The organism is Aureimonas sp. AU4 (assembly GCF_001463765.1).
In the GTDB taxonomy this organism is placed as follows: Bacteria; Pseudomonadota; Alphaproteobacteria; order Rhizobiales; family Rhizobiaceae; genus Aureimonas.
In genome coordinates this window covers 1-15,924 of the sequence record NZ_BBWK01000034.1, presented here as the reverse complement: position 1 = coordinate 15,924, position 15,924 = coordinate 1, and the positions used below count along the sequence as shown (strand labels likewise).

Below are 15,924 nucleotides of genomic sequence, written 5' to 3'. Positions count from 1 at the left end.
TCTTCACCATGTCTTCCACCTTCGATACGGGCAGCGGCGGCACGCCCGGCCGTGACGCAAGCAACGCCCTCAACCGCGAGGCGCAATCGGCCCGCGACGAACTCGGCTCGGCCGGCGCCAAGCTGCGCGACGGCGCGCAGTCGGCCCTGTCGGAGGCCAAGGACCGCGCGAGCGCCACGGCCGAGGACGGAAAGTCCGCTGCCGCGAGCAGCCTCGAGGACTTCGCCGCCGCGATCCGACGCGCCTCGGACGAACTCGGCGACCGCGACCAGTCGCTGGGCGCCGGCCTCGTGCGCCAGGTGGCGGGCGGCCTGGAGCAGGCCTCCGATGCCCTGAAGGGCCGCAGCATTCCCGAGATCGCGGGGTCGGTCGCCGACTTCGCGCGCCGCCAGCCCGCCGCCTTCCTGATCGGCGCGACGCTGGCGGGCGTCGCGCTCGGCCGCTTCGCTCGCGCCTCGTCAGACCACGGGCGCGGACAATCGGCCGCCGGGTCCCATGGTGCGGACCGCTACGGGCGCGGCTTCGACGGACGCGACCGCAGCGATGCGATGCGCGGCAATGCCTACACGAGCGGATCGTCCGCCTCGCACGGCTCCTTCGAGGAGCGCGATCGCCGCGCCGGAACGGCGGCGGGCTTCGGCTCGGGCCCTTCGGGCGGCTCGTCGTCTTCCGGCAGCGCCTCCTCCTTCGGCACGTCCCAGGCGGGCGCGTCGTCCACGTACTCCGCCAGCTTCTCGAGCCCCAGCGGATCGAGCAGCGGCGCGCAGTCCGCGGGCACGGTGACGGGCGGCGCCTACCAGACGGGTGCCAGCGACTCCCAGCTCAACCGCTCCGGCGCTTCGGGCTCCACCGACACCACCAAGCTTCCCGGTCACGAGGAGAACGCCCGATGAGCCTCGACCGCGAACAACGTTCGGTTCCTGATCTCCTGAGCGATCTCCTGCGCGAGACCACCGAGCTCTTCCGCACGGAAGGCCGGCTGATCCGTGCCGAGATCTCCGACAAGGTCTCGCAGCTCCAGGTCGGCGGCGGATCGCTGGCGGCCGGCGGCATCTGCCTCCTCGTCGCGCTGATCGTGCTCTCGCAGGCGCTCGTCATCGCTCTCGCCCATGTCGTCGGCGCAGGGTGGTCGGCGTTGATCGTCGGCATCGTGCTGGCCGTGATCGGCGCGATGCTGCTCGCCAAGGGCAAGAAGGATCTCGAAACCCTCAGCATCACCCCGGACCGGACCCTGGACCAGCTCGGCAAGGACGGGCGCCTCGTGAAGGAGAAGACGCTATGAGCTCGGAAACCGAACGTCTGGCCCGCGAGGCCGAAGAGCGGCGCGGCCAGCTCGACTCGACGCTGGAATCGCTGAAGAACCGCTTCACCCCCGGCCAGATCGTGGACGAGGTCGCGTCCTACGTCCGCAACGGGCAGGGCGCGGAGATGGTGAACAACCTCAACCGGCAGGTCCGCGACAACCCGCTGGCGCTCGGCCTCGTGGGCGCCGGCATCGCCTGGCTGCTGCTCGGACAGGGCGTACGCGACACCGGCTCGCGGGCCCTTTCCGTCGCCGACCGCAACCGGCGGGGCGACTGGAGCACGGATCGCGACTGGGGCACCGACCACTGGCGCGAGGACGACCGGGACAACCGTTTTGAGGGAGCCGAGCGCTCCTCGGGCCCCGGCATCGGCGCGCGCCTGTCATCGGCCGGATCGAGCGTCGGCGACAGCTTGTCGAGCGCAGGCTCCAGCGTGGCCGACACCCTTTCCCATGCCGGCTCGTCGATCAGCGATGCGGCTCATGCGGCGGGGGATCGTCTCTCCTCGGCGGCCGGCCACGTGTCGGACAGCGCGAGCCGCCTCGGCCACGACGTGCGCGACGCCGCCTACGACGCCGGCCGCGCGGGCTATCGCACCGCGGCCCATGCCGGAGAGCGGGTCGGCGACCTCGGCCGTCGCGCCCAGCGCACCATCGTCGACACGCTGCATGACGAGCCGCTGATCCTCGGCGCCATCGCGGTGGCCGTCGGCGCGGCGATCGGCGCGGCCCTGCCGTCTACCCGCACGGAAGACGAGTGGCTGGGCGAGACGCGCGACCGTCTGCGCGACGAGGCGATCGGCAAGGGCCGCGAGACGCTCGACAAGGCGACCCACGTCGCCGAGCGCGCCTTCGATGCCGGCAACGCGGAGGCCGACAAGCACGGGCTCAAGCCGACCGGCGAGGGCGAGACGCTCGCGCAGAAGGTATCGGCCGTGGCGAGCGCCGCCGTGGGCACGGCCAAGGACGAGGCGCGCAAGGAAGGTCTCGCCTGAGGCCAAGACGCTTCGTCGGCAGGACAAAGCCCCGGCGCCGAAAGGCGCCGGGGCTTCTCCACGTCGAGACTAGTTGAACAAGCCGCGGAACAGGGAGCGGTCGCTCTCGCGTCCGCCGACCGGACCTTCCAGGACGGCGTCCGGCGGCAGTTGGTCCGGCGACACGCGGCGTGCCGGCCCCTCCAGCACCGCGTCCGGCGGCAGGTCGCCGCGCCGCACCACGCGCGCCGGCCCGACGTTTTCGGGCGGGCGCATGCGGGCCGGCTCGCCGTAGTCGGCCGGGGCATCGTAGACCGGCGGCGCGCCGCCGTAGCGATCGTCGCCATAGGGATCGGCCGGCGCGACGGCGTAGTCGTCCTGCGGAACCGCGCGACGGTTGTCCGGGATGCGCCGGACCGGGGGCGCCTCGCCGCGGGCCACGGGAACCTGCTCCTGGTCGTAGAAGCCAGCGCCGGGCTCCGCGCGCGGCATCTGGCCGGCCGGTGGCAGCGGCGCCCCGGTCGAGGCGCCCGGCGCGTCGTAGAAGCCGTCGTCGGCCGGTGCCCCGCCCGGAAGCTCGGTGTTCTCGTAGACCGGGTTGCCGGCGGCGTCGTAGCCGATGATGCGGTCCTGCGCGTTGTTGGCGACCGGGATGTTGGCAGGGTCGCCGATCCGGTAGTTGCCGGGCAGGGGCATGGGCGGCAGGCCCTCGTGCGCGGCGGTCATGAAGCTCTTCCAGGCGTCGGCCGGCAGCGAGCCGCCGGTCACCTGCTTCATCGGCGCGCCGTTGTCGTTGCCGAGCCAGACGCCGGTGGTGAGGTTCGCGGTGTAGCCCACGAACCAAGCGTCCTTGAAGTCCTGCGTCGTGCCGCTCTTGCCCGCGACCTGCCAGCCCTTCAGCGCGGCGCGGCGCCCCGTGCCGGACGAGACGACACGCTCCAGCATGGCGTTCATCATGGCGACGATGTCGGAGGTCACGATCACCGGCGGCACGGCGTCGTCGCGCTCGAACAGCACCTTGCCCGACGCGGTGGTGACGCGGTTCACGAGGTGCGGCGTGGCCTGGTAGCCGCCGTTGGCGAACGGCGCGTAGGCGCCGGTCAGCTCGAGCAGCGAGACCTCGGACGTGCCGAGCGCCAGCGAGGCGTTGTTCACGAGCGGCGAGTTGATGCCCATGCGCTTGGCCGTGTCGATCAAGGCTTGCGGCCCGACATCGGCGGTCAGCTTGGCGGCGATGGTATTGAGGGACTTCGCCACCGCGTCGGCGACGCTGACCTCGCCGCGGAAGCGGTTGTCGTAGTTGGAGGGCGACCAGTTGCCGATGCGGATCGGCGCGTCGTTCACCACCGTCTCGGGCCGCACGCCGAACTCCAGCGCGGTCTCGTAGACGAAGGGCTTGAACGAGGAGCCGGGCTGGCGCTTGGCGTCCGCCGCGCGGTTGAACTGCGACTCGGCGTAGTCGCGCCCGCCGACGATCGCGCGGATCGCGCCCGTGCCGTCGATCGAGACAAGGGCGCCCTGGCTGACGTTCTGCTTGGCGCCGTCGATCGTCTTGCGGATCGCAGCCTCGGCCTTCTTCTCCAGGCCGAGGTCGATCGTGGTCTCGACCACCACGTCCTCGTGGATCTCGCCGACCAGGAGCGGCAGGTCCCGCATCACCATGTCGGCGGCGTAGTGCTCGGCGCCGGTCCAGAAGGAGCGGGCCTTGGTCGGCTTGGCGGCCTTGGCCGCCTCGAACTCGGCCTGCGTGATGGCGTGCTCGTCGAGCATGGCCTGCAGCACGACGGCGGCGCGGGCGGCGGCGGCCTCCGGGTCGCGCGCCGGGGACAGGCGCGAGGGCGCCTTGAGGAGGCCGGCGATGGTGGCGGCCTCGGGCAGGGTCAGGTCGGCGGCGTTCTTGTCGAAGTAGCGCCGGGCGGCGGCCTGGATGCCCGTCGCGCCCGATCCGAAATACACCCGGTTCAGGTACATTTCGAGGATCTGGTCCTTGGTGAACTTGTGCTCGAGCCAGAGCGCGAGGATCGCCTCCTGGACCTTGCGCTGCAGGGTCTGGTCGGCGGTCAGGAAGATGTTCTTGGCAAGCTGCTGGGTCAGGGTCGATCCGCCTTGCACGGTCTCGCCCGCCGCCATGTTCTCGGAGAAGGCACGGATGATGCCGAGCGGATCGACGCCCCAGTGCGAGTAGAAGCGCCGGTCCTCGATGGCGAGCACGGCCTTGGGCACGTAGGGGCTGATCTGGTCGAGCGCGACCGCCTCGCCGCCGGTCGTGCCGCGATCGGCCAGGAGATCGCCCGAGACCGACACGATCTTGACGTTGGGCGGGCGGGCCGGGATCGCCCAGGCTTCCTGCGGCAGCTTGGCCGCGAAGTAGCCGAGCACCGCCAAGCCCGCGAGGCCGCCCCAGATCGCCAGCATGAGGCAGAGGCGCACGATATGGCCGAAGAAGGAGCGGCGCGGCCGCTTGCGACCGCCGCCGAAGAAGCCGCCGAGACCACGCCCGCCGCCACCGCCGCCGTTGCCGCTCCCCGAGCCGTTGCCGCTGCGCCGGCCGGAGCCGAGGTCGCGGGAAGGGGAGACAGGGGGCTCGCGGCGCGCGGTTCCCTCGATCACGGGGCGCTTGCGGGAAGAGGCGGCAGCCATGGGCATCACGGCGCGATCGTCCGCCGACACGCGCACGACGCTGTCGTCGTCCGCCGACGATGCGCCGAAGGTCGGCTCGATCCTGCCCTTGTTGCGGCTGAACGCCATGCGCCGTTTTCCCCTTGAAGCTCACCGCCCGGCGCGCCGATCTCCCCTTAGGAGCGCAGGACGGCGGGACCCTCGATCCTCCGGCTCCGCCAAGGAGCTCGTCGGAGGCGGTCCGCTGCGCCGCGCCTGAACGGATACGGCAGCCTGACCGGGTGAAGCTTAAATGCGGCGAATTAACGGGGCGTTAAGGAAGCCTGCCGAGGCGTGAACGGCGGACGCGGGACCGGCCAGGCCCCGCGCGGTCCGCTCGGAAAGGGCTAGAAGAGGTCGAAGCTGAAGCGGCGCGACAGGCCGAGGCCCGCGAAGAACTGGTCCTTCGACCCGACCTGCGCGATCGGCGAATCGGCCGCATCGCCCACCAGGCGGTCCCAGGCGGCGTTCGCGTTCAGGAACCAGTCGGGACGGAACTCGTAGCGCGCGGAGGCCGCGACGCCCACCGACTTGAAGCCGCCCGACGTGTCGTAGGCGCGCAAGCCCCCGAACGAGCCGAGCGCCTCGATCGGCTTCACGGCGAAGTAGGTGTCCATGTAGTCGGAATCGGCGAAGCTCGTGCGGGGTCCCAGCTTGAATTCCAGGTCCGGCCGCGGACGCGAGATCAGGTCGAAGCCCGCGTCGCCCACGAAGCCCTCGCCCTCGTTGAAGGCGTAGCGCGCCGCGCCGTAGACCTCGACGTTCAGCGTCTCGTAGACCGGGAACTCGTAGCCCGCGCGCAGGCCGATCTGGTAGCTGTCGTCGAGCGGCAGCGTGCCGAGAAGCTCGGGGTAGTCGGCCGCGTTGCGCTTGTCGACGAACCGGAACGAAGGCCCGATGCGCAGGCCGCCCTGGCGCTCGTCCGGCGAGCCGATGTTGAAGAGGCCGGGGATGCTGAGATACTGCAGGGCGACGATCGGGAAGCCCGAGACGATGTAGTCGTTCGCGCCCTCGTAGGCGGGCTGGGTCGAGATGCCGGCGCCGAGCTCGATGATGAGGTCGGCATTGTTGACGACGGCGACCTCGGTCGTATCCGGTGTGTAGACGTCGGCCGCCGAGGCGGCGGAGATCGCGAGCGTCGAGGCGGCGAGGGCAAGGGCGAGTGCGCGGATCGACACGGGCGGGAACTCCGAAAACAGGGGCAGGCCGGCGAGGCGCCGCGTTGCCACACCATGTCTCGCGCAGCCCCATCGTTTCAACGGCCGCCCGGTGCCCGTGTGCTGTTCCTGCAACGAGGCGTGGCCGATAGGTCACAAGCAGTTGCGCGTCCCCGCGCTTGTCGCACCCGCCCGCCCGCGTCACACTAGCAGACTGAAAAGGGCTTGCGCGACGCGACAGAGGCCCGAGGGAGGAAACGGGATGAAACGACTCCAACTGCTTGCAGCCGCGCTCGCCACCGCGCTGGCGGGCGCCTTGTCGCCGGCGGTCGCGCAGGGCTATCCGGAGCGGCCCGTCACGCTGGTCGTGCCCTTCGCGGCCGGCGGCTCCACGGACCTCGTGGCGCGCACGATCGCGCAGAAGATGTCGACGATCCTCGGTCAGCAGGTTCTTGTGGACAACAAGGGCGGTGCGGGCGGGAATCTCGGCGCCAGCTTCGTCGCCAAGGCCCCGGCCGACGGCTACACGATCCTGATGGGAACGATCGCGACCCATGCGCTGGTCGCCTCGCTCTATGCCAAGCCGCCCTTCGACCCGGTCAAGGACTTCGCGCCCGTCGCCTGGCTCGTGACCGTGCCCAACGTCCTGACCGTCAACAAGGACTATCCGGCCAGGGACGTGCGCGAGCTGATCGCGCGGCTCAAGGAACGGCCGGGCGAGGAGGTCTATTCCTCCAGCGGCAACGGCACGCCGCTCCACCTGTCGGGCGAGCTTTTCAAGTCGATGACCGGCACGGACATGGTGCACGTGCCCTACCAGGGCTCAGGCCCGGCGCTGGTGGACGCCGTGTCGGGCGCGGTGCCGATCAACTTCGACAACCTGCCGTCCTCGACCGAGTTCATCCGCTCGGGCGCGCTGCGGGCGCTGGCCGTGACGACGAAGACGCGCGCCGCCAACTTCCCCGACATTCCCACCATGGAGGAGGCGGGCGTGCCGGGCTACGAGACCAACACCTGGAACGCCTTCTTCGCGCCGGCCGGCACGTCGCCCGAGATCGTGGCGAAGCTCAACCGGGCGGCCAACGAGGCGATCGCCGACCCGGCCGTCAAGTCGCGCCTCGCCGAGGTCGGCGCGACGACGGTGGGCGGCACGCCCGAGGAACTCGCCGCCCATGTCCAGTCCGAGATCGCGCGCTGGCGCCCGGTGATCGAGCAGTCCGGCGCGCGCATCGAGTAGCGCGTCAGAACTCGCCTGCGTCGTCGCCCATCGCCGCTGGCAGCCGGTGGCCATGGGCGACGATGGCGTCCTCGACGAGTTCGGGGCGCTCGCCGCGCAGGATGCCGGCCAGTTCGAACGCGGTCAGCTCGCCCGCCTCGAGGGCGAGCCAGGTCGCGGCGAGCTCCTCGTCGGAGAGCGGCAGGAGATCCAGCCCGTTCAGCACCAGGAAGGTCTCGCAGGCGACCAGCGAAACGGCGCGGTTGCCGCTCGCGAACGGCCGGTCGCGCAGGATCGCCTCGGCGAGCGCCGCGGCAAGGTCGGTCAGCTCGACCTCCTCGTCGCCCTGCAGGAGGCCCGCCAGACGACGCAGGAGAAGGGCGAGGGCGGGCGCGGCGTCGCCCTCCGGCCGGCCCGCAAGCTCGGCATGGATGCGCTCGATGTCGAGACGGTCGAGCCAGGTGATCTCGAACATCGCGCCCTAATCCTTCAGCGCCGCGAGCGCGGCGCGCCGCCGCCGCGCGACGGCGCGCGCGACCTGCATCTTGGCCTCGCGCAACGGGTCGGAGAGCGGGGGCAGCGCCGGTGCCCCGGCTCCCTCCGCGTCCTCGCGCTCCTCGTCCTCGTATCCGGGCGGCAGACGGCTCACGCGGTCCCCCGCTCGCCCAGCGCCGCCAGGATGCGCGCCCAGGAGCGCTGGCCCTTGGCGAAGGAGCGCATCTCGTACTTTTCGTTGGGCGAGTGGATGCGGTCGTCTGCCAGGCCGAAGCCGACCAGCAATGATGGCATGCCGAGCCGGCGCTTGAACTCGCCCACCACCGGGATCGAGCCGCCCATGCCGATCATCACCGCCTTGTTCGGCCACTCGGCCGACAGCGCCTCGCGGGCCGTCTCCAGCACCGGCGAATCGAAGGGCAGCTGGATCGCCGGCGAGCCGCCGTGCTCGTGGAACTCGGCGCGGCAGTCGGCCGGCAGGCGCTCGCGCACGAACTGGCGGAAGCTCTCGCGGATCGCCGTCGGGTCCTGGTCGAAGACGAGGCGGAAGGAGATCTTGGCATGGGCCTCGGCCGCGATCACGGTCTTGAAGCCCTTGCCCGTGTAGCCGCCCTCGATGCCATTGACCTCGGCGGTCGGGCGCGACCAGGTCTGCTCGAGGACCGAGCGGTTCTTCTCGCCGAAGGGCACGGAAAGGCCGACCTGTCCGAGAAAGGCGTCCTGCGAGAAGGGCAGCTCGTCCCAGACCCGGCGCACGTCGTCCGGCAGCTCCGGCACGCCGTCGTAGAAGCCGGGCAGGGTCACGCGGCCCTCTGCGTCGTGCAGATCACCGATGATGCGCGCCAGAACCGTGATCGGGTTGGCGGCCGCCCCGCCGAAATAGCCGGAATGAAGGTCCATCGAGGCGGCGCGGATCGTCACCTCCTCGCCGACGAGGCCGCGCAGCCCCGTCGAGATGGCGGGCGTGTCCTTGTCCCACATGCTCGTGTCGCAGATCAGCGCGACGTCGGCCCGCAGAGCCTCGCGGTGCGCGTCGAGGAAGGGCAGGAGCGAGGGCGAGCCGGACTCCTCCTCGCCCTCCAGGAAGATCGTCACCGAACAGGGCAGGCCGCCGGTCTCGGCGATGAAGGCGCGGCACGCCTCGATGAAGGTCATCAGCTGGCCCTTGTCGTCGGCCGAGCCGCGTCCCGTGATGCGGCGCGAGCCGTCGGGCCCGTCGACGACGCGCGGATCGAACGGGTCGGCATCCCACAGCTCCAGCGGGTCCACCGGCTGCACGTCGTAGTGGCCGTAGAAGAGGACGTTGGGCGAGCCGGCCGGTCCCTCGCGCCGCGCCACCACCATGGGATGGCCCTTCGTGTCGTGGACGCGCGCCTCGAAACCGATCGCCTCGAGGTCGCCGCGCAGCCACTCGGCGGCGCGCCGGCAGTCGGCCGCATAGGCCGGGTCGGTCGAGATCGAGGGGATGCGCAGGAGGGCCTGCAGACGCTCCACCGAGCGGTCGAGGTTCAGGTCGAGGGAGGAAAGGACGCTGTCGAGGTCGGCCATGGGATCATCCGGGCTGCGGGACGGCCCGCCGCGAAGGGCGGGCTTCGACCATGGCCATAGCCCTTCCGGCTCGCGCAGGTCCACCCGCGCGATGCGTGGCGCACAAACAACAGGTCATGTGGAAAACGGGGAGAAGCCGAGGCAGGAAAACAGAAAAGAGCCGTCGCGGACTGGAGGGGGGTTGTCGCGACGGCTCCTTCTGATAGAGCGGATGTCCCGAGAGGGGGGATGGGATCTTTCCGCTCAGCGTTCGGCACGAAAGCGGGGGACAAGCTTTAGGCCGAAGGCGACGCCTCTTTGCGTGCGTCGTTGGGCAGAAAATGCGCCTGCCCCCGAATAAGTTCAAGGCGATCTGATCACAGCTTCGTGATCTGAACCTTAAACCTCTGTAATGTCGGCGATCCGGCGTCGCTTCTCTCCCCTTGACGACCGTTTTCGCTGCCCAGTCGCCGCCTGCCATCCCGGTGCTGCTCCGGCTTCGGCGGGTTGCCGTGGACAGGTTCCGCGCCCCGCGATACCAACCTTTCCCATGCAAAAAGGCGATCATCTCTTCCTGGTCGATGGCTCGGCCTACATCTTCCGCGCCTATCACGCGCTGCCGCCGCTGACCCGCAAGAGCGACGGTCTGCCGGTCGGCGCGGTGGCGGGCTTCTGCAACATGCTGTGGAAGCTCGTCGAGGAGGCGCGCGAGACGCAGGTCGGCGTCGCGCCCACCCACTTCGCGGTGATCTTCGATCACTCCTCGACGACGTTCCGCAACGAACTCTACGGCGACTACAAGGCCAATCGCGCCGCGCCCCCGGAGGACCTGCGCCCGCAGTTCTCGCTGATCCGCGACGCCGTGCGCGCCTTCGACCTGCCCTGCGTCGAGCGCCAGGGCTTCGAGGCCGACGACCTGATCGCGACCTATACGCGCCTCGCCGTGGAAGCGGGCGGCGACGTCACGATCGTCTCCTCCGACAAGGACCTGATGCAGCTCGTGGGGCCCGGCGTCACGCTCTACGACCAGATGAAGGACAAGCGCCTGGGCGCCCAGGAGGTCTTCGAGAAGTTCGGCGTCTATCCCGACAAGATGATCGACCTGCAGGCGCTGGTCGGCGACAGTTCCGACAACGTGCCGGGCGTGCCCGGCATCGGGCCCAAGACCGCCGCCGGCCTCCTCGAGCAGTTCGGCACGCTGGAGGCGCTGCTGGAGCGCACGAGCGAGATCAAGCAGCAGAAGCGCCGAGAGGTGATCGAGGCCAACGCGGAACAGGCGCGGCTCTCCAAGCGCCTCGTGACGCTCGATCAGAACGTCCCGATGGTGGACGGCGAGGAGCTCGACGACCTCTTCATCCACGAGCCCGACGGCGAGAAGCTCGTCGCCTTCCTGAAGGCGATGGAGTTCACGACGCTGACGCGTCGCGTCTCGGCCAAGCTCGGCACCGACATCGCCGAGGTGCCCGCCGCCAAGGTCGAGGTGGAGGCCGCTCCGCGGGGCCCCGACCTCGACGCGGGCCCGGCCGCCGCTACGGGTGCTCGCGCGGGCAATCTCGAACTCTCCCCCGCCGCCCATGCGCAGGCGCGCCTCGCCGAAGCCGCCGCGCAGGAGGTGGACCGCTCGCGCTACGAGACCGTGCGCGACGAGGCGCGCCTCGCCTACTGGATCCGCCGGGCGACCGAGGAGGGCGTCGTCGCCTTCGACACCGAGACCACCGCGCTCGACGCCATGCGCGCCGAGATCGTCGGTCTGAGCCTGGCGGTGGCCCCCAACGAGGCCGCCTACGTGCCGATCGCGCATGTCGGCGAGGGGCACGGCGACCTTCTCGGCGAGCGGGAGGGCGAAGGGGTCGGCCCGCAGATCCCGCTCGGGCGCGTGCTCGACCTCCTGAAGCCGCTCCTGGAGGACCCCGCGATCCTCAAGGTCGCGCAGAACGCCAAGTACGACTACCTCGTGATGCGCCGGCACGGCGTCGAGATCGCGCCGCTCGACGACACGATGCTGATCTCCTACGTGCTCGACGCCTCGTCCTCGCTGGACGGCCACGGCATGGACGAGCTGTCCGAGCGCTTCCTCGGCCACAAGCCCATCTCCTACAAGGAGCTCTGCGGCTCGGGCCGCGCGATGAAGCCGATCGCCAGCGTTCCCATCGAGCGCGTAACGGAATACGCCGCCGAGGATGCCGACGTGACGCTGCGCCTGTGGCGCGCCCTCAAGCCCCGCCTCGTCGCCGAGAGCCTGCTCCATGTCTACGAGCGCCTCGAGCGCCCGCTCGTGCCGGTGCTGGCGCGCATGGAGGAGCGCGGCATCCGCGTCGACCGGCAGATCCTGTCGCGCCTTTCGGGGCGCTTCGCGCAGAAGGCGGCGGGCCTCGAGGCCGACATCCACATCCTGGCCGGCGAGCCCTTCAACATCGGCAGCCCCAAGCAGCTCGGCGACGTCCTCTTCGGCAAGCTCGGCCTGCCGGGCGGAAAGAAGACCCGCACCGGCCAGTGGGCCACCGACGCCAAGCTCCTGGAAGACCTCGCCTCGCAGGGGCACGAGCTGCCACGACGGATCGTCGACTGGCGCCAGATCACGCGCCTCAAGAACAACTACGCCGACGCGCTGCCGACCTTCATGGACGAGCAGGATCGCATCCACACGTCCTATTCCATGGCCTCGACCACGACCGGGCGCCTTTCCTCCTCCGACCCGAACCTCCAGAACATCCCGATCCGCACGGAGGAGGGCCGCGAGATCCGCACCGCCTTCGTGGCGGCCTCCGGCTACCAGCTGGTCTCGGCCGACTACTCGCAGATCGAACTGCGTCTTCTCGCCCACATGTCGCAGATCCCCTCGCTGATACAGGCCTTCCGCGAGGGGCAGGACATCCACGCCGCGACCGCGGCCGAGATGTTCGGCGTGCCAGTGGACAAGATGCCCGCCGACATCCGGCGACGCGCCAAGACCATCAACTTCGGCATCATCTACGGCATCTCTGCCTTCGGCCTCGCCGCCCAGCTCACCATCCCGCAAAGCGAGGCCGGCGCCTACATCAAGCGCTACTTCGAGCGTTTCCCCGGCATCCGCGACTACATGGACCGCGTGAAGCAGGGCGCGAAGGAGCGCGGCTACGTCGAGACGCTGTTCGGGCGCCGCGCGCACTATCCCGACATCAAGGCGTCGAACCCGCAGGTGCGCGCCTTCAACGAGCGCGCCGCCGTCAACGCGCCGATCCAGGGCACCGCCGCCGACATCATCCGCCGCGCCATGGTCCGCATGGAGGGGGCGCTCGCCAAGGAGCGCCTCGGCGCCCGCATGCTCCTGCAGGTCCACGACGAGCTCGTCTTCGAGGTGCCGGACGAGGAGGTGGAGGCCACCATCCCGCTGATCCGCCACGTCATGGAGACCGCCGCCGAACCCGTCCTAGACCTCTCCGTGCCCCTCGTCGTCGAGGCGCGCGCGGCGCATAACTGGGACGAGGCGCACTGAGGCATCGGTGAAGGCAAGGCAGGGGACGCCGTCCCCTGCACCCCAACCAGGGGAAAAGACGGCTCAAACGAAAAGAAGGGTCCGGGAACTCTTCCCGGACGGGGCACGGGGCGGTAGCCCCGCTACGATCCCAACGCCTCAGGAGCCATGCCCATGCCCACGTCCGCACGCGACCGGTTGATCGTCGGCCTCGACCTGCCTGACGTGGCGAGCGCGGGCGCCGTGGTGGAGCGGCTCGGGGAGGCGGTCGGCTTCTACAAGGTCGGCTATCAGCTCGCCTATGCGCCGGGCGGGCTCGACTTCGCGCGCGATCTGGCCGCCTCGGGCCGCCGGGTGTTCCTCGATCTCAAGCTGCACGACATCGGCAACACGGTGGAGAAGGGCGTGGAAGCCGCCGCCCGGCTCGGCGTCGCGATGCTGACGGTCCATGCCTATCCGCAGGTGATGCGGGCGGCGGTGCGGGCGGCAGCTGGCTCGGATCTCACGATCCTCGCCGTCACGGTGCTGACCTCGCTGGAGGATGCGGATCTCAACGAGATGGGCTGGGATGGCGGCGTCGAGGCGCTGGTGGAGCGGCGCGTGCGACAGGCCGTGGAGGCGGGCGTCGGCGGCATCGTCGCGTCGGCGGCGGAGGCGGGGCGCGTGCGGGCGCTGGCCGGGCCGGGCCCGGCGATCGTGACGCCCGGCATCCGCCCGACGGGCGCTTCGGCGGGAGACCAGAAGCGCGTCGTCGCGCCCGCGGACGCGCTTCGAAACGGGGCGACCCATCTGGTGGTCGCGCGCCCGGTCGTCGAGGCGGCCGATCCCCTGGCGGCGGCGCGTGCCATCCTCGCCGAGATGGAAGCGGCGTAAGCCGCCTCTATCTGGCCGGGGACGTGAAGAGGAGACCCCGACCATGCCGAAGGCCTACTGGATCGCCCATGTCGATGTGCACGATCCCGAGCGCTACAAGGACTATGTCACGACGGCCGCGCCCGCGATGCAGCGTCACGGGGCGAAGTTCCTAGCGCGCGGCGGGCCGTTCCGCGATCTGGAAGGCGACGCGCGGGCGCGCAACGTGGTGATCGAGTTCGCGTCGATGGAAGAGGCGCTCGCCTGCTACAACTCGCCCGAATACCAGGAGGCCAAGCGCCTGCGCCAGGAAGTGTCGGACGCCGAGCTCCTGATCGTCGAGGGCGTGGCCGAGGGGTGAAGCGCGGCGGCAAGCCGTTTCGCGGCATGGCGCCCGAGCCCTACCGCATCCGCATGATGGAGCCCGGCGAGGCGATGCGCCTGCGCGAGATCGACCGCCGGGCCGGTCAGCTTCTCGTCGAGGCCGGACACATCGCCGATGCCGAGCCCCTCGCGCCCGGACGCTTCGTCCAGTTCCTGCTCGCCCACGAGGTCTTCGTGGCCGAGCAGGACGGCGAGGCGGTGGGCTTTGCCGCGAGCGTGGACCTTGCCGAGATCCTGGCCGGCGAGCCGGAGGCGGCGGAAGGGGCGGGCTGCACCTGGCTTTCGGCGCTTTCGGTCGATCCCGACCATGGCCGGCGCGGGCTCGGCTCGGCGCTCCTGACGGCCGTCGTGGCGCGGGCCGGCTGGTTCTTCCAGCGCGCGGTCGCCCTGTCCACCGCGCGCGATCTCGCCTTCAACGAAGGCTTCTACGCCCGGCGCGGCTTCCTGGCCGTGCCGCCCGCCGATCGCCCTCCAGCCCTGCGCAAGCGGTTCGATGCGGAATTGCCGCCGGGGGTCGATCCGGCCCGGCGCACCGTGATGGTTCGCTGGCTGTGACGCCGCGAAAATTGGACGCCAGATCCAAAGCGCTTATATTGCAATGCAATAGCCGATGTGCGGCACGTATGCGGCCGGGATGCGGGAGAGCATGTTGTACCAGTTCTACGAATGGAACCATGCCGCGCTCGCGCCCTGGCGCGCGGTCGCCGAGGCGACGCAGGTCTTCTACCGCAACCCGCTGAACCCGGTCGCCGCGACCGAGTTCGGCCGAACCGTCGCCGCGATGGCGGAGGTGTTCGAGCGCACCACCCGCGTCTACGGCAAGCCCGAATGGAACATCCACGACACGTTCGTGGACGGGATGCGCGTGCCCGTGATCGACCGCACGGTCTGGGAGACGCCCTTCGCGCGGCTCCTCCATTTCGAGCGCGCGCTGCCCGAGGAACGCCGCCCCGATCCACGCTTTCTGCTCGTCGCCCCGATGTCGGGACATTATGCCACGCTCCTGCGCGGCACGGTCGAGGCGCTGCTGCCCTACGGCGAGGTCTATATCACCGACTGGACCGACGCGCGCACCGTGCCGGTCGCTGCGGGGCGCTTCGATCTCGACGACTATGTCGACCACGTCACGCAGATGCTCCGCTTCCTGGGCGAGGGCGTGAACGTCGTGGGCGTCTGCCAGCCGGCCGTGCCGGTGATGATGGCGGTCGCTGCCATGTCCATGGACGACGACCCCTGCGTTCCCGCCACGATGACCCTGATGGGCGGACCCATCGACACGCGCGTCAACCCGACCGCCGTGAACCGGCTGGCCGAGGCCAAGGGCATCGACTGGTTCCGCGACAACGTCGTCATGGCCGTGCCCTTTCCCCATGCGGGCTTCGGGCGGCAGGTCTATCCCGGCTTCCTGCAGCTCACCGGCTTCATGTCGATGAACCTCGACCGGCACCTCATCGCCCACAAGGACTTCTTCTTCCATCTCGTGAAGAACGACGGCGACAGCGCCGAGAAGCACCGCGTCTTCTACGACGAGTACAACGCGGTGATGGACCTCACCGCCGAGTTCTATCTGCAGACCGTGGACGAGGTCTTCATCAAGCACTCGCTTCCGCGCGGCGAGATCGCCCATCGCGGTCGCCGCCTCGACATGGGGGCGATCCGCCGGACCGCGCTTCTCACGGTCGAGGGCGAGAACGACGACATTTCGGGCCTCGGCCAGACGCGCGCGGCCCATACGCTCTGCCGCAGTCTGCCGGACGACATGCGCGTCCACTACGTCCAGCCCAAGGTCGGGCATTACGGCGTCTTCAACGGCTCGCGCTTCCGCGCCGAGATCGTGCCGCGCATGGTGGACTTCGCGCTGACGCATCGCCGTGGCGGGGAGGGCGCTCCGCCCGCCGTCCCGC

At 70.3% G+C, this 15,924-nt stretch carries 14 protein-coding genes; 9 read left to right on the top strand and 5 right to left on the bottom strand.

Features of this window, described 5'->3' with window-relative positions:
- The first annotated feature begins 8 nt into the window (after positions 1 to 8).
- The 3 genes from AUL35_RS11095 to AUL35_RS11085 are packed head-to-tail and all read left to right on the top strand — an operon-like array spanning position 9 to position 2,298.
- Entirely contained in the window at positions 9 to 893 is an 885-nt protein-coding gene (locus AUL35_RS11095) for a hypothetical protein (protein ID WP_062014769.1), read from the top strand.
- Positions 890 to 1,282: a phage holin family protein gene (locus AUL35_RS11090; protein ID WP_062014767.1), complete on the top strand. Its 393-nt coding sequence runs from the start codon at positions 890 to 892 to the stop codon at positions 1,280 to 1,282. The genes AUL35_RS11095 and AUL35_RS11090 overlap by 4 nt, the downstream gene beginning before the upstream one ends.
- Positions 1,279 to 2,298 carry a DUF3618 domain-containing protein gene (locus tag AUL35_RS11085; protein WP_062014765.1) on the top strand — a complete coding sequence of 340 codons (1,020 nt, stop codon included), beginning with the start codon at positions 1,279 to 1,281 and terminating at the stop codon, positions 2,296 to 2,298. The genes AUL35_RS11090 and AUL35_RS11085 overlap by 4 nt, the downstream gene beginning before the upstream one ends.
- 69 nt (positions 2,299 to 2,367) lie before the next feature.
- On the opposite strand, the gene AUL35_RS11080 is transcribed toward AUL35_RS11085, so the two are convergent.
- Both AUL35_RS11080 and AUL35_RS11075 read right to left on the bottom strand, forming a co-directional pair.
- A complete protein-coding gene (locus tag AUL35_RS11080) occupies positions 2,368 to 5,025 on the bottom strand; it encodes a transglycosylase domain-containing protein (protein WP_062014763.1) in 2,658 nt (885 codons plus the stop codon).
- Positions 5,026 to 5,282: 257 nt separating this feature from the next.
- Positions 5,283 to 6,164 (bottom strand): MipA/OmpV family protein, encoded by an 882-nt coding sequence (locus AUL35_RS11075; RefSeq protein WP_244493741.1) that lies wholly within the window; start codon positions 6,162 to 6,164, stop codon positions 5,283 to 5,285.
- Between the two features lie 190 nt (positions 6,165 to 6,354).
- Between AUL35_RS11075 and AUL35_RS11070 the strand changes: the two genes are divergently transcribed.
- The gene (locus AUL35_RS11070; protein WP_062014761.1) at positions 6,355 to 7,329 is read left to right on the top strand and encodes a tripartite tricarboxylate transporter substrate binding protein; all 975 of its coding nucleotides are present in this window, start codon (positions 6,355 to 6,357) and stop codon (positions 7,327 to 7,329) included.
- A 4-nt stretch (positions 7,330 to 7,333) separates the two neighbouring features.
- Here the strand turns inward: AUL35_RS11070 and AUL35_RS11065 are convergent, their stop codons facing one another.
- Genes AUL35_RS11065 through AUL35_RS11060 form a run of 3 tightly spaced genes read right to left on the bottom strand, consistent with a single transcriptional unit; the run spans position 7,334 to position 9,351 of the window.
- On the bottom strand, positions 7,334 to 7,783 hold the full coding sequence (locus AUL35_RS11065) for a hypothetical protein (RefSeq protein WP_062014759.1): 450 nt from the start codon (positions 7,781 to 7,783) through the stop codon (positions 7,334 to 7,336).
- A 6-nt stretch (positions 7,784 to 7,789) separates the two neighbouring features.
- Positions 7,790 to 7,957, bottom strand: coding sequence for a hypothetical protein (locus AUL35_RS22100; protein ID WP_156417940.1), 168 nt, complete (start codon positions 7,955 to 7,957; stop codon positions 7,790 to 7,792).
- Positions 7,954 to 9,351 carry a dipeptidase gene (locus tag AUL35_RS11060; protein WP_062014757.1) on the bottom strand — a complete coding sequence of 466 codons (1,398 nt, stop codon included), beginning with the start codon at positions 9,349 to 9,351 and terminating at the stop codon, positions 7,954 to 7,956. The genes AUL35_RS22100 and AUL35_RS11060 overlap by 4 nt, the downstream gene beginning before the upstream one ends.
- Before the next feature lie 529 nt (positions 9,352 to 9,880).
- On the opposite strand from AUL35_RS11060, the gene polA reads away from it, so the two are divergent.
- The 5 genes from polA to AUL35_RS11035 form a co-directional block, all read left to right on the top strand.
- The gene (gene polA, locus AUL35_RS11055; protein WP_062014756.1) at positions 9,881 to 12,805 is read left to right on the top strand and encodes a DNA polymerase I; all 2,925 of its coding nucleotides are present in this window, start codon (positions 9,881 to 9,883) and stop codon (positions 12,803 to 12,805) included.
- 153 nt (positions 12,806 to 12,958) lie between these two features.
- On the top strand, positions 12,959 to 13,657 hold the full coding sequence (gene pyrF, locus AUL35_RS11050; protein ID WP_062014754.1) for an orotidine-5'-phosphate decarboxylase: 699 nt from the start codon (positions 12,959 to 12,961) through the stop codon (positions 13,655 to 13,657).
- 43 nt (positions 13,658 to 13,700) lie between these two features.
- Positions 13,701 to 13,997: a DUF1330 domain-containing protein gene (locus AUL35_RS11045; protein ID WP_062014752.1), complete on the top strand. Its 297-nt coding sequence runs from the start codon at positions 13,701 to 13,703 to the stop codon at positions 13,995 to 13,997.
- On the top strand, positions 13,994 to 14,575 hold the full coding sequence (locus AUL35_RS11040) for a GNAT family N-acetyltransferase (RefSeq protein WP_062014750.1): 582 nt from the start codon (positions 13,994 to 13,996) through the stop codon (positions 14,573 to 14,575). The genes AUL35_RS11045 and AUL35_RS11040 overlap by 4 nt, the downstream gene beginning before the upstream one ends.
- A 91-nt stretch (positions 14,576 to 14,666) precedes the next feature.
- The coding region (locus AUL35_RS11035) for a polyhydroxyalkanoate depolymerase (protein WP_062014846.1) at positions 14,667 to 15,924 on the top strand (1,258 nt) is incomplete at its 3' end.